Origin of the sequence: Oceanisphaera litoralis (assembly GCF_016907015.1) — a bacterium.
Classification (GTDB): Bacteria; Pseudomonadota; Gammaproteobacteria; order Enterobacterales; family Aeromonadaceae; genus Oceanimonas; species Oceanimonas litoralis.
The window spans coordinates 129,978-143,253 of sequence record NZ_JAFBBE010000001.1; the positions used below are offsets into that span (position 1 = coordinate 129,978).

9 protein-coding genes are annotated in these 13,276 nt (G+C 57.8%); all 9 read right to left on the reverse strand.

Going from position 1 to position 13,276, the window contains the following annotated elements; genetic code table 11:
• Window positions 1-29: 29 nt before the first annotated feature.
• On the reverse strand, window positions 30-1,859 hold the full coding sequence (gene uvrC / locus HNR62_RS00605) for an excinuclease ABC subunit UvrC (RefSeq protein ID WP_204794153.1): 1,830 nt from the start codon (window positions 1,857-1,859) through the stop codon (window positions 30-32).
• Between the two features lie 6 nt (window positions 1,860-1,865).
• Window positions 1,866-2,507, reverse strand: a complete 642-nt coding sequence (gene uvrY / locus HNR62_RS00610) for a UvrY/SirA/GacA family response regulator transcription factor (RefSeq protein WP_204794154.1) — start codon at window positions 2,505-2,507, stop codon at window positions 1,866-1,868.
• A gap of 275 nt (window positions 2,508-2,782) precedes the next feature.
• Complete coding sequence (locus HNR62_RS00615) at window positions 2,783-4,678, reverse strand: SurA N-terminal domain-containing protein (protein ID WP_204794155.1); 1,896 nt, start codon at window positions 4,676-4,678, stop codon at window positions 2,783-2,785.
• 119 nt (window positions 4,679-4,797) lie between these two features.
• Window positions 4,798-5,124 (reverse strand): nucleoid-associated protein HU-beta, encoded by a 327-nt coding sequence (hupB, locus tag HNR62_RS00620; protein WP_338044058.1) that lies wholly within the window; start codon window positions 5,122-5,124, stop codon window positions 4,798-4,800.
• Between the two features lie 174 nt (window positions 5,125-5,298).
• Window positions 5,299-7,650, reverse strand: a complete 2,352-nt coding sequence (gene lon / locus HNR62_RS00625) for an endopeptidase La (RefSeq protein ID WP_204794157.1) — start codon at window positions 7,648-7,650, stop codon at window positions 5,299-5,301.
• 137 nt (window positions 7,651-7,787) lie between these two features.
• Complete coding sequence (clpX, locus tag HNR62_RS00630) at window positions 7,788-9,068, reverse strand: ATP-dependent protease ATP-binding subunit ClpX (protein WP_204794158.1); 1,281 nt, start codon at window positions 9,066-9,068, stop codon at window positions 7,788-7,790.
• Between the two features lie 83 nt (window positions 9,069-9,151).
• Window positions 9,152-9,775, reverse strand: a complete 624-nt coding sequence (gene clpP, locus HNR62_RS00635) for an ATP-dependent Clp endopeptidase proteolytic subunit ClpP (RefSeq protein ID WP_204794159.1) — start codon at window positions 9,773-9,775, stop codon at window positions 9,152-9,154.
• Window positions 9,776-9,863: 88 nt separating this feature from the next.
• On the reverse strand, window positions 9,864-11,174 hold the full coding sequence (gene tig, locus HNR62_RS00640) for a trigger factor (RefSeq protein ID WP_204794160.1): 1,311 nt from the start codon (window positions 11,172-11,174) through the stop codon (window positions 9,864-9,866).
• A gap of 375 nt (window positions 11,175-11,549) precedes the next feature.
• The gene (locus HNR62_RS00645) at window positions 11,550-13,247 is read right to left on the reverse strand and encodes an NAD-dependent malic enzyme (RefSeq protein WP_204794254.1); all 1,698 of its coding nucleotides are present in this window, start codon (window positions 13,245-13,247) and stop codon (window positions 11,550-11,552) included.
• Between the last annotated feature and the right edge of the window lie 29 nt (window positions 13,248-13,276).

Genomic DNA, 13,276 nt, shown 5'->3' on the forward strand with positions numbered 1-13,276 from the left:
TCATGCCGCTACATGGTGCATGATGCGGCTCAGTGATGCAACGCATCGTGAATTTTTTCTGCCAGCGCCAGGCTTATTCCCGGCACCTTGGCCAGCTCATCCACGCTGGCCCGTTTTACTTCCTGAATACCCCCCAGATACTTCAGCAGCGCCTGTCGTCGCTTGACCCCCACGCCGGGAATGGTCTCCAGGGTACTGGTGGTGCGCGCCTTGCCCCGCTGGGCGCGATGGCCGCTAATGGCAAAACGGTGTGATTCATCACGAATATGCTGAATAAGGTGCAATGCCGGCATGTCTGCCGGCAGGTGCCGTTCGTCGTGGCTGCCACCCATGATCAGCGTCTCCAGCCCCGCCTTGCGGGTCACGCCCTTGGCCACCCCTATCAATAGCGGCTGACGCGGACTGTCGGCCAGCTCACGGGCAATGACCTCTTCGGCCCTGGTCAGTTGCCCCAGGCCGCCATCGATAAACAGGATATCGGGCAGTTTATCGATATCCGCCTGATGAAAGCGCCGGCTCAGGGCCTGCTCCATGGCGGCGTAGTCGTCGCCGGGGGTAATACCGCTGATGTTGAAACGGCGATACTCGCTCTTCTGCGGCCCTTCCTGATTGAATACCACGCAGGATGCGACGGTTTTCTCGCCCATGGTGTGGGAAATATCGAAACATTCCATGCGGGTCACTGGCGGACAGGCCAGCACCTCTTCCAGCTGCAGCAGCCGTTGGCGCTGGGTGCTCTTGTGGGCCAGTCGGCTGGCCAGCGCGGTCTCGGCATTGGTTCGGGCCAGCCTGATAAAACGCGCCCGTTCCGAGCGGGTACGGCTGCGCACTTTTATGCGGCGGCCATAATGCTGGCTCAGGGTCTCGCCCAGTATCTCTTCATCGGGCAGGCTGTGGTCGAGCAGAATTTCGGCGGGGGCTTCCCGGCCGCCGATGCCGGCCAGATAAAACTGCAGTATAAAGCTTTGCAGTATTTCTTCTCCGTCGGTATCCGGCGGCATTTTGGGGAAATAACTGCGGCTGCCCAGCACCTTGCCCTGGCGAATAAACAGCACCTGCACACACGCCTGGCTGCGGGAGACCGCCAGGCCGATCACATCGAGATCGTCCAGCACATTGCCGCTCACAAACTGCTGTTCCTGCACCCGGCGCAGGGCCTGCAACTGATCCCGAAACCGGGCTGCCTCTTCAAAGCGCAGCGCCTGGCTTGCCTGCTCCATGCTGTCGGCCAGATTGGTCAGCACCTGCTGGTTCTTGCCCTGCAGAAACAGCCGCGCCAGTTGCAGCTGGTGGGCATATTCCTCGTCGCTGACCAGGCCGCTGACACAGGGGCCGGCACAACGCTTGAGCTGATACATGAGGCAGGGGCGAGAGCGGTTGGCATAGACACTGTCTTCACACTGGCGCACCGGAAACAGCTTCTGCATCAGGTGCAGGCTTTCGCGCACCGCCGCGCCGTTGGGATAGGGGCCGAAGTATTCGCCCTTTTTCTTGCGCGCCCCCCGGTGCAAACCGATACGCGGGTGGCGATGGTCCGTGATGATGATGTAGGGGTAGGATTTGTCGTCACGCAACAATACGTTATAGCGTGGCAGATGCTGCTTGATCAGGTTGTGCTCAAGAATAAGCGCTTCGGTTTCGGTGTGGGTGACCGTTACCTGTACATCATGGATCTGGCGCACCAGGGCGCGGGTTTTCTCGCCGCTGACATGGGTGCGGAAATAGGAAGACAGCCGTTTTTTCAGGTTTTTGGCTTTACCGACGTAAATAATGGCCCCGGCTTCATCAAACATCAGATAAACGCCGGGATGTTCCGTGACTACCTTGAGAAAGGCTTTGCTATCAAAGGACTGACTCATCAGCCGTTAAATCTTTTCTGCGTCCAGCATGCCGTAACGAATAGCCAGATGGGTCAGCTCCACGTCACCATTAATATCCAGCTTGCTGAACAATCGATACCGGTAACTGTTTACGGTTTTCGGGCTCAGATTAAGCTGCTCGGATATATCGGTGACCCTTTGACCCTTGGTAATCATCAACATGATCTGCAGTTCTCGTTCGGATAACTGCTTGAACGGGTTTTCTTCGTTGGAAAACTGGCTCAGCGCCATGCGCTGGGCTATTTCCGGCGAAATATAACGTTGGCCGCTGTGCACCAGACGTATGGCGTTAATCATTTCTTCCGGCCCGGCTCCCTTGGTCAGGTAACCGGAGGCTCCCGCCTGCATTACCTTGGTGGGAAAGGGATTTTCGGTATGAATGGTCAGGACGATGATTTTTACATCCGGATTAAAACGCAATATTTTGCGGGTGGCTTCCAGGCCACCGATGCCCGGCATGTTCATGTCCATTAATACGACGTCCGGATGCTGTTCCCGACACCATTGCACGGCGTCTTCGCCGCTTTTGGCCTCGCCCAGCACCTTCATTCCCTTGACGTCTTCTAATATGCGTCGGATCCCTGTGCGCACTAACTCATGGTCATCAACCAGGAATACGTTAATCAAAAGATGATCTCCGACTGCGTTAACATGCTTATCATATAACACTTTACCCAAGCTTGGCATCATAGCGAAGATGCTGATGAAAAGGAAACCTGCCGGTACACAAACAGGTCCGACGCCCCACATTGAACCTTTTGATAGTCTATAAAGCCAATTTCGTCAATTCGACAACTCTTTATTATCAAATCACATGGATATTGGCAATAAGGTTCTTCCGGACAGAGGCGGCAAGCATGAAAGAAAAAAGGCGCCGAAGCGCCTTGTATTATTAAGTGTTATCAGAAGTCGTCGTTCTGGGCTGTCGACTGACGATACTCGATATCGGCCGATGCCTTGAGCGCACCGATCAGGCTCAAATATTCGCGCTGCCCCTGCAGGCCGCTCTGCCCCTGGCGGATTTGTGCCAGCAACTCGGAGGGCGATTCCGGGGTGCTGACCGCGTTCAGCTTGAGCACCATCTGATCGCCACCGGCCAGCGCCACACCGTGCAGGCTGGGCTCCTCCTGCGGCGCCGGCATGGCAAAGAGGGCATCCAGCACCGCCGGATCCTGCTCGCTTTCGCGCGTCACGCCCTTCAGCTCTGTCACCGCCAGCCCATGCCGTTCCAACCAGGCTTGCTGCTCGCCGGCCGCCCAGGCCTGCTGCAATTCAACCGCCGCCTGTTCCGTCAGTTCGCGGGCCCTGGCGGCCAGCGTCAGTTCCCGCGCCTGTGCACGCACTTCATCAAAGTCGCGTACCGCCGCCGGACGATAGTCGGTCACGTGAATCACCAGCGCCTTGTTGCTGCCCAGCTCAATCAGTTCCGAGTTCATGCCCTGCTCACGCAGATCGATGGAGAATGCCTGAGTCAGCACACGCGGATCCTGAAGCGCAGCCGGTGCATCCTCAACGGAGAAGTAATCGGTCGAGGTCACGGTCAGACCCAGTTCCTGTGCCGCCATGTCCAGCGAGTCGGGAAACTCGAAGGCCAGCTCGGCCAGGCGCTGTTCCTGCTCGTAAAAGGCGTTGGCCGCCTGTTCCTGCGCCAGACGCTGGGCAATGGTATCGCGCACGTCTGCCAGCGGTTTGGTCTTGCTCTCGCGCTTGTCCAGCAGGGTGATCAGGTGCAGACCGAATTCGCTCTCGACCACGGGAGAAACCTCACCGACCTTGGTCAGGGCAAAGGCCGCCTGGTCAAAGGCCGGATCCAGGGTCCCCTGTTCCATCCACTCCAGTTCACCGCCTTGAGCACCGGAGAAGATATCATCCGACTCCGCCTGAGCCAGCGCTGCAAACGACTCGCCGGCGGCCAGACGCTCGCCGATGGCCTTGATGGTCTGCTCGGCATCGTCCCCCTTGTTGATCATGATGTGGGCGACCTTGCGCTGCTCGGGCTGACTATAGCTGGCCAGGTTGGCCTGGTATTCGGCCTCGATGGCCTGCTCGTCGATATCCTCGGCCGACACCGCATCGGCATCCAGCAGCAGGTAATCCACTTTCACCTGCTCGGGGCGCTGAAACTGCTGTGGCTGTTGCTGATAGTAGGTTTTCACCTGATCTTCGGTCAGCTCTATCCTGGCGCTGAAGTCGGCCAGTGGCAGGCGCACCAGTTCGGCATCCCGCTGCTGACGGCTCAGTCGATCCAGCCAGCCGGCTTCGGCTTCCAGGCTGAAGCCCGAGCCGATCAGCGCATTCAGCAACAGCTGGCGGCTCAAGTCCTGGCGCACGCTGTCGCGCAGCTGTTCGGCACTCATGCCGCTGCGAGCCAGCAGTTGCAGGTAGCGTTCGTTGTTGAAGCGGCCGTCCTGCTGAAACTCCGGCAAGGCGCGGATGGCATTGCGTACCTGCTCATCGCTGGCATAGAGACCCAGCTCCTGCACCTTCTGGTCGATCAATCGCTGTTCAACCATTTGCTCCAGTACCGAACGACGGATCTGCGCCACATACTGGGGGTCGCCCAGCAGCTGGCTGAACTGGGGCCCGAGCTGATTTTCCAGCCGGGCTCGCTCGTTGCGATAGGCGTTTTCCAGCGCCTGAGCATTGATGTCGTCACCGTTCACCACGGCGGCCACTTCCACCGTCGGCCGAGTGACATAGCTGCCTACGCCGGCCAGAGCAAAAGATAAGATAATCAATATCAGAATGACTTTGGAGACGGTGCCCTGGGCACCCGCTCTTAATTTGTCAAAAAACATAAGGTGTCGTTACTCCCGATAGAGGGTAATGCCGCCTGCCCCGAAAAAAAAAAGCGCACCTTGTGATGCGCCTTTCGAGTCATGAGCTGCCGGACCCAAAAGCCCAATAAAAGCGTCGCTTAATTAACCGCGTCTTTCAGTGCTTTACCGGCCTTGAAGGCGGGCGTCTTGGCGGCAGCAATCTCGATGGCCGCACCGGTTTGCGGATTACGGCCGGTACGGGCAGCACGTTCACGCACGGCAAAGGTACCAAACCCAACCAGAGACACCTGATCACCTTCCTGCAGTGACTCGGTCACCGCCTCAACAAAGGCGTCGAGCGCACGGCCGGCAGAAGCCTTGGTGATGTCGGCGCCGTCGGCAATCTTGTCAATCAGTTGAGATTTATTCACAGTCATTCCCCTTGTCGTTTTTACGTTGGCCGGCTGACATTGAGCAGCCGACACAAGCTTAACTTCGATATTGTTATTGATGGATGACAGCGCCCATCGGCTTATCAAGCGCCGCTCTGCCGACCCCCGGCATCGTCCATGTCGGGGGTCGGCCACATAATTTCACCCAAGGCTACTGCGAGTCAGGGCTGCTGACAAGCCTGAAACCACGGGTTACGGCGAAAAAGCTCAGGCCGTGGCCACGGAAAAGGCTTCCGGGGGCTGTTCCAGCGCCAATTCCAGTACTTCCTCTATCCAGCGTACCGGATGAATCTCCAGATCCTGTTTGACGTTGGCCGGAATGTCTTCCAGATCCCGCTCGTTTTCTTTCGGGATCAGTACCCGCTTGATACCACCACGCCGCGCCGCCAGCAGCTTTTCCTTGAGGCCACCGATGGGCAGCACTTCGCCGCGCAGGGTGATCTCGCCGGTCATGGCCACATCGGCGCGCACCGGGTTGCCGGTCAGGCTGGACACCAGCGCGGTACACATGGCCACACCCGCACTCGGGCCGTCTTTCGGGGTCGCCCCTTCCGGCACGTGCACATGAATATCCCGCTTTTCGTGGAAGTCGCTGTTAATGCGCCACTTGTCGGCGCGGGAACGCACCACCGTCATCGCCGCCTGCACCGATTCTTTCATGACGTCGCCCAGGGAGCCGGTATAGGCCAGCTTGCCCTTGCCGGGCACGTTGGCCACCTCTATGGTGAGCAGTTCGCCCCCCACTTCGGTCCAGGCCAGGCCGGTCACCTGGCCTATCTGGTTATGTTCTTCGGCCTTGCCGTAATCGAAGCGCTGCACACCCAGGTAATCTTTCAGATTATCCTGGTTGATCACCACCTGCTTGATGTCTTTATTGAGCAGTATTTCCTTCACCGCCTTGCGACACAGCTTGGAGATTTCCCGCTCCAGATTACGCACCCCGGCCTCACGGCTGTAATAACGAATGATGCCGATAATCGCCGAATCTTCCACCACTATTTCGCTTTCTTTCAGGCCGTTACGGCTGATCTGCTTGGACAGCAGGTGGTTCTTGGCAATGTTCAGTTTTTCGTCTTCGGTATAACCCGACAGCCGGATCACTTCCATCCGATCCAGCAGCGGACCCGGAATATGCATGGAGTTGGAGGTGGCCACGAACATCACGTCCGACAGGTCATAATCCACTTCCAGATAGTGATCGTTGAAACTGTGGTTCTGCTCCGGATCCAGTACTTCCAGCAAGGCCGACGCCGGGTCGCCACGCATGTCGGACGCCATCTTGTCGATTTCATCGAGCAGGAACAGCGGATTGCGTACGCCCACCTTGGCCATTTTCTGAATAAGCTTGCCGGGCATGGAACCGATGTAGGTACGGCGATGACCACGAATTTCCGCCTCGTCCCGCACACCGCCCAGCGCCATGCGCACGTATTTACGACCGGTAGCCTTGGCGATGGACTGGCCGAGCGAGGTCTTGCCGACGCCGGGCGGCCCGACCAGGCACAGTATGGGCCCTTTCAGCTTGCTGGTCCGGCTCTGTACCGCCAGGTACTCGATGATGCGTTCCTTGACCTTTTCCAGGCCATAGTGATCGGCGTTCAGAGTTTCTTCCGCCTTGGCCAGATCCTTTTTCACCTTGGATTTTTTCTTCCAGGGCACCGCAACCATCCAGTCGATGTAGCCGCGAACCACGGTGGCTTCCGCCGACATCGGCGACATCATCTTCAGTTTGGCCAGCTCGGCGTCGGTTTTCTGCCGGGCCTCTTCGGTCATGCCGGCGTCTTCGACTTTCTGCTGCAGCGCCTCGAACTCATCGGGCACCTCGTCCATATCGCCCAGCTCTTTCTGAATCGCCTTCATCTGCTCATTCAGATAGTACTCGCGCTGGCTCTTTTCCATCTGTTTCTTGACGCGGGCGCGAATGCGGCGTTCTACCTGCAGCACGTCGATTTCCGACTCCATCATCGCCATCAGGTATTCGAGTCGCTCGCCAACCTCGGCAATTTCCAGCACCTTCTGCTTGTCTTCCAGCTTGAGCGGCATGTGCGCGGCCATGGTATCGGCCAGCCGCGCCGCATCTTCGATGGCAGACAGCGACGTCAGCACCTCGGGCGGAATTTTCTTGTTGAGTTTGATGTAACTTTCGAACTGGGTAATAGCCGAGCGGACCAGCACTTCCTGTTCGCGCTCCTCCAGGGCGGCGGTCTCCAGGTACTGAGCCTCGGCCACAAAGTAACCGTCCTGTTCGCGCAAGTCCTCCATGCGGGCACGCTGGCCGCCTTCGACCAGCACCTTGACGGTACCGTCGGGCAGTTTGAGCAGTTGCAGTATATTGGCGATGGTACCGACCTGATAGAGGTCATCGGCCTGTGGATCGTCGGTAGCCGCCTCTTTCTGTGCGATCAGCAGTACCTTCTTGTCCTGCTCCATGGCTGCCTCGAGACAGCGGATGGATTTATCCCGTCCCACAAACAGCGGGATCACCATATGAGGGTATACCACCACGTCACGGAGAGGCAGAACAGGGGTTTCGATGCGTTCGGAACGCTCTAGGGTCATAGTGTCCTCTCGGCTTGAATGCAATATGTTAGCGCTTGGGCAGTATATGGGGGCGAGATCATCAGATTCAATCACCAGGCACGCAAAAACAGAAAAAGGGGCATAAAGCCCCTTTTAATCGGTCAAAAATAACGCACTCAGTCGCCAGAGGCCGCCTGAGTCTCCCCTTTCTGATAAATCAGAAGAGGAGCGGATTCACCCTTGATCACGGTTTCATCCACCACCACCTTGGCGACCTCGTTCTGTGTCGGCAGATCGTACATGGTATCGAGCAACACGGCTTCCACGATGGAGCGCAGACCACGAGCACCGGTTTTGCGTTCCATCGCCTTGTGGGCAATGGCGCGCAGCGCATCGTCACGGAACTCCAGCTCTACGTCTTCCAACGCAAACAGGGCGCCATATTGCTTGGTGAGCGCGTTCTTGGGCTCGGACAGTATCTGTACCAGCGCATCTTCATCCAGCTCGGTCAGGGTGGCGACCACCGGCAGACGACCGATAAACTCGGGGATCAGGCCGTACTTGACCAGATCCTCGGGCTCGACCCGGGTAAAGATTTCGCTCAGGGAAGAACGATCGTCCTTGGCTTTCACCTCGGCACCGAAACCGATGCCGGTGCCCTTGTCCATGCGCTGCTCAATCACCTTGTCCAGACCGGCAAAGGCACCGCCACAGATAAACAGGATCTTGGAGGTATCAACCTGCAGAAATTCCTGCTGCGGGTGCTTGCGTCCGCCCTGGGGCGGTACCGATGCCACCGTGCCTTCAATCAGCTTGAGCAGCGCCTGCTGCACCCCTTCGCCCGACACGTCACGGGTGATGGAGGGATTGTCGGACTTGCGGGAAATCTTGTCGATTTCATCGATATAGACGATGCCGCGCTGGGCTTTTTCCACATCGTAGTCGCATTTCTGCAGCAGCTTCTGGATGATGTTCTCGACGTCTTCCCCCACGTAACCGGCTTCGGTCAGGGTGGTGGCATCCGCCATGGTGAAAGGTACATCCAGCAAGCGAGCCATGGTTTCGGCCAGCAGGGTTTTGCCGCAACCGGTCGGGCCGATCAGCAGAATGTTGGACTTGCCCAGCTCGACGCCATCGGTCGCGCCCACGTTGTGCAGCCGCTTGTAGTGGTTGTAGACCGCCACTGCCAGTACTTTTTTGGCATGATCCTGACCGATGACGTAGTCATCCAGGTTGGCGCGGATTTCGTGCGGCGTCGGCAAGGCATTGCCTTCCCGCTTCGGCGAAATATCCTTGATCTCTTCCCGAATGATGTCTTCGCACAGCTCGACACATTCGTCACAAATGTAGACGGAAGGGCCGGCAATGAGCTTGCGTACTTCGTGTTGGCTTTTACCGCAAAAAGAACAGTACAGCAACTTGCCGCCATCCCCTTCGCCCTTGCGTTTATCAGTCATTCACTCACCTCGTATGCGTACAGGCTGAGGAGTGCCTACTTACCTCTTGTTCAAAGAGTGTACAGCACCCCACCCCGCTTTGCTCAATCGCGCTTGAACAGCACCTCGTCGACCAGACCGTATTCTTTGGCCTGTTCGGCGGACATGAAGTTGTCACGGTCGGTATCGCGCTCGATAATCGACAGATCCTGACCGGTATGCTCGGCCAGCAGACGATTGAGCTTTTCTTTGATATACAGAATTTCCTTGGCGTGGATCTGAATGTCCGACGCCTGGCCCTGAAAACCACCCAGCGGCTGATGGATCATCACCCGGCTGTTGGGCAGCACAAAGCGCTTGCCGGCAGCACCGCCGGCCAGCAGGAAAGCCCCCATGGAGCAGGCCTGGCCCATGCACACCGTGCTGACGTTCGGTTTGATGAACTGCATGGTGTCGTAAATCGACATGCCGGCCGTGACCGAGCCGCCCGGAGAATTGATATACAGATAGATATCCTTCTCCGGATTTTCCGACTCCAGAAACAGCAGCTGGGCGCAGATCAGGTTGGCCATGTGGTCTTCGACCTGACCGGTCAGGAAGATCACCCGCTCTTTCAGCAGGCGAGAATAGATATCGTAGGAACGTTCACCCTTGGCGGTTTGCTCCACCACCATGGGGATCAGGGCAGCCAGGGGCCCGCTCGTCATCGAATCATGGATATTTGACATAAGATATTGTCCCCAAAACAAAATGGCCCAAGTGCACTCACACTGGGGCCATTATACGCAAGAGCTTGATGCCTAAGTCAAATGGTTCTTAAGCGCCAGTGCCCGGCTTGTTCATCACGTCGTCGAAGTTGACCTGCTTGTCAGACACCTTGGCCTGGCTCAGTACGAGCTCGATAGCCTGATCTTCGATGGCCAGGTTACGCACGTTTTCCAGCAGCTCCGGATTGTCGTTGTAGTAGGCAACCACTTCGGACGGATCTTCGTAGGCAGCGGACATTGAGGCGATGATTTCCTGCACCTTGGCGTCGTCGGCCTTGATCTCGTTGGCCTTGATCACTTCGCCCAGCAGCAGACCGACGCGTACGCGACGCTCGGCCTGTTCCTGGAACAGCTCGGCCGGCAGTTGCGGTGCATTCTTCGGATCCATACCACCGAAGCGCTGCAGCGCCTGCTTGCGCAGGGTTTCGATTTCGTTGTCGATCAATGACTTGGGTACGTCAACCGGGTTCTGCTCCAGCAGACCGTCGAGCACCTGCTCTTTCACGGAGGCTTTCAGGGCCTGAGCCAGCTCGCGCTCCATGTTCTTGCGTACTTCGGCCTTCAGGCCGTCGACGGCGCCATCGGCAATGCCGAAACGCTGGACGAATTCTTCGGTCAGCTCGGGCAGCTGCTGCGCTTCAACCTTGGTTACGGCAATGGCGAACTGAGCCGGCTTGCCTTTCAGGTTTTCGGCGTGATATTCCTCGGGAAAGGTCACTTCCAGGGTGAAGTCGTCACCGACTTTCTTGCCCATCAGGCCTTCTTCGAAGCCCGGGATCATGCGGCCGGAGCCCAGTACCAGCACGAAGTCTTCGGCGGCGCCGCCTTCGAACTCTTCGCCGTCAACGGAGCCCACGAAGTTCATGGTCACCCGGTCGTCGGTGGCGGCTTCGCGCTCAACGGCAACCCAGTCGGCGTGCTGCTTGCGCAGGGTGTCGATCATCTTGTCCAGATCGGCATCGGTCACTTCAGCCTGGGGCTTCTCGACGCTGATGGCGTCCAGACCCTGTACCGCGACTTCCGGATACACTTCGAAGGTAGCGGTAAAGGTGAAGTCTTCACCGGCTTTCAGGGCGGAAGGCTCCATGCTCGGCATGCCGGCCGGGTTCAGTTTCTCGCTGATCACCGCTTCGAAGAAGTTGCGCTGCATCAGTTCGCCGGCCACGTCGGCTTCAACGGAGGCACCGAACATTTTCTTGATCACGGTCAACGGTGCCTTGCCGGGACGGAAACCGTCGATACGGCGGGTCTTGGCCAGTTGACGCAGGCGGCTGTTCACTTCGCCTTCTACCTTGTCGGCAGGTACGGTAATGGTCAGGCGGCGCTCCAGGCCTTGAGTCGTTTCTACTGAAACTTGCATTCTTCTACCTCAATTTTCTTCAGCACCGTGGTGCTGACCCTGTGATTGATTTAAAACAGCCTGGGCTGCTTGCTTGAATCCTGGTGAAGACACTGGTCTTCGCGACCGCAGTGTTGTTGCAACAAGTGTTTGTGTAACCCCTGTATTCGCAACTTCTGTGCTTTCGCGACAAACAGCGCCTTCGCGGTAAATTAGACGCGGCATTATAACGGGGCAACCCAGCAGCGTCGAGGGTCGCTACGACTCAGGTTAAGCAATATGGGGACGAACTCGTGCTTTTCAATAAAAACCCCGTCACAAAATGGCGTTGTCTTCCACCCCAGGAGCAAACAAGGCATGCCGCGGCATGCCTTGATGTCGTCTTCGGCGTTCGTCTTAGAAAGTGACGCGACGGTACTTGCGGTATTCCGGCTGCCAGAAGTTGGCTTCAATCGCCTCATCCAGCGCGGCGTCGGAAATCTGCAACGCCTGCCCCTGTAACTGGGCGGTTTTGGCGACCATCTTGGCTATTTGACGGCTCACATTCTGGATTTCTTCCAGCGGTGGCAGCAGGGCGCCCTCTCCGTTCAGCGCCAGCGGCGAACAGGCGGCCAGGGCCCGGCTGGAGGACATCAACATGGCATCGGTCACCCGTTTGGCGCCGCAGGCCAGTACGCCCAGGCCGATGCCGGGGAAGATGTAGGAGTTGTTGCACTGGGCAATTTCATACAGCTTGCCCTTGTGCTCCACCGGGGCGAAGGGGCTGCCGGTAGCGACCAGTGCCTGGCCGTCGGTCCAGTTGATGATGTCTTCCGGCGTCGCCTCTACCCGAGAGGTGGGGTTGGACAGCGGGAACACGATGGGTCGCTCGCAGTGGGCATGCATGGTCTGGATCACTTCTTTGGTGAACAGACCCGGCTGGCCGGACACCCCGATCAGGATATCGGGCTTGCCGTTCTGCATGACCTCCAGCAGCGAAATGTTCTCGCCGGCGGTCTCCCAGTCACCGATGTGATCGAGCGACTGGGCCAGCGGGCGCTGAAAGTCCACCAGGTTGGGCATGTTGTCGGTGATAAGACCGAAACGGTCGACCATGAATACCCGCTGGCGGGCCTTTTCATCGCTCAGGCCTTCGGCCTTCATCTGTGCCACTATCTGCTCGGCGATGCCACAACCGGCGGAGCCGGAGCCGAGGAAGGCCACTTTTTTCTCGGACAACTTGCTGCCGCTGGCCTGACAGGCGGCAATCAGGGAGCCAAGGGTCACGGCGGCGGTGCCCTGAATGTCATCGTTGAAGCAGCACAGCTCGTCCTTGTAACGGTTGAGCAACGGCATGGCGTTTTTCTGCGCGAAGTCTTCGAACTGCAGCAGCACATTGGGCCAGCGACGCTTGACCGCCTGAATAAAGGCATCCACGAACTGTTCGTACTCTTCACCGGTGACCCGCGGGTTGCGCCAGCCCATGTACATGGGATCTTTCAGCAACTGCGGGTTGTTGGTGCCCGCATCCAGTACCACCGGCAGGGTATAGGCCGGAGAAATGCCGCCACAGGCTGTGTACAGGGACAGCTTGCCGATGGGAATACCCATACCACCGATACCCTGGTCGCCCAGACCCAGAATACGTTCACCGTCGGTCACGACGATGACCTTGACGTTGCGCTTGGTGGCGTTCTGCAGTATGTCGTCGATACGATCCCGGTCCGGGTAGGAAATGAACAGGCCCCGGGCACGGCGATAGATGTTGGAAAACTCTTCACAGGCCTGCCCCACGGTCGGGGTATAGATGATGGGCATCATCTTGCTCAGATGGTTCTGCACCAGACGGTAAAACAGCGTCTCGTTGGTATCCTGAATGTTGCGCAGGTAAATATGCTTGTCGAGATCGTTCTGAAAGGAGGTGTATTGCTTATATGCCCGGGACGCCTGTTCTTCGATGGTCTCGATATTGTGGGGCAGCAGGCCTTCCAGATTAAACGAAATACGCTCTTCCCTGGAGAAGGCTCCCCCCTTGTTCAGCAGCGGGGTTTCCAGCAGGGTCGGTCCTGCATAGGGTACATAGAGGGCACGTTTTTCATGATGCTCTTGGGGCATAGACATCTCGCTCAAGTTATAGTCCCGGA

What these genes read in the sequence shown, in the direction of transcription:
- HNR62_RS00615 (WP_204794155.1), bottom strand. Translation starts at nt 4,678, where the DNA reads ATGTTTTTTGACAAATTAAGAGCGGGTGCCCAGGGCACCGTCTCCAAA.
- HNR62_RS00645 (WP_204794254.1), bottom strand. Translation starts at nt 13,247, where the DNA reads ATGCCCCAAGAGCATCATGAAAAACGTGCCCTCTATGTACCCTATGCA.
- clpP (WP_204794159.1), bottom strand. Translation starts at nt 9,775, where the DNA reads ATGTCAAATATCCATGATTCGATGACGAGCGGGCCCCTGGCTGCCCTG.
- clpX (WP_204794158.1), bottom strand. Translation starts at nt 9,068, where the DNA reads ATGACTGATAAACGCAAGGGCGAAGGGGATGGCGGCAAGTTGCTGTAC.
- uvrC (WP_204794153.1), bottom strand. Translation starts at nt 1,859, where the DNA reads ATGAGTCAGTCCTTTGATAGCAAAGCCTTTCTCAAGGTAGTCACGGAA.
- tig (WP_204794160.1), bottom strand. Translation starts at nt 11,174, where the DNA reads ATGCAAGTTTCAGTAGAAACGACTCAAGGCCTGGAGCGCCGCCTGACC.
- lon (WP_204794157.1), bottom strand. Translation starts at nt 7,650, where the DNA reads ATGACCCTAGAGCGTTCCGAACGCATCGAAACCCCTGTTCTGCCTCTC.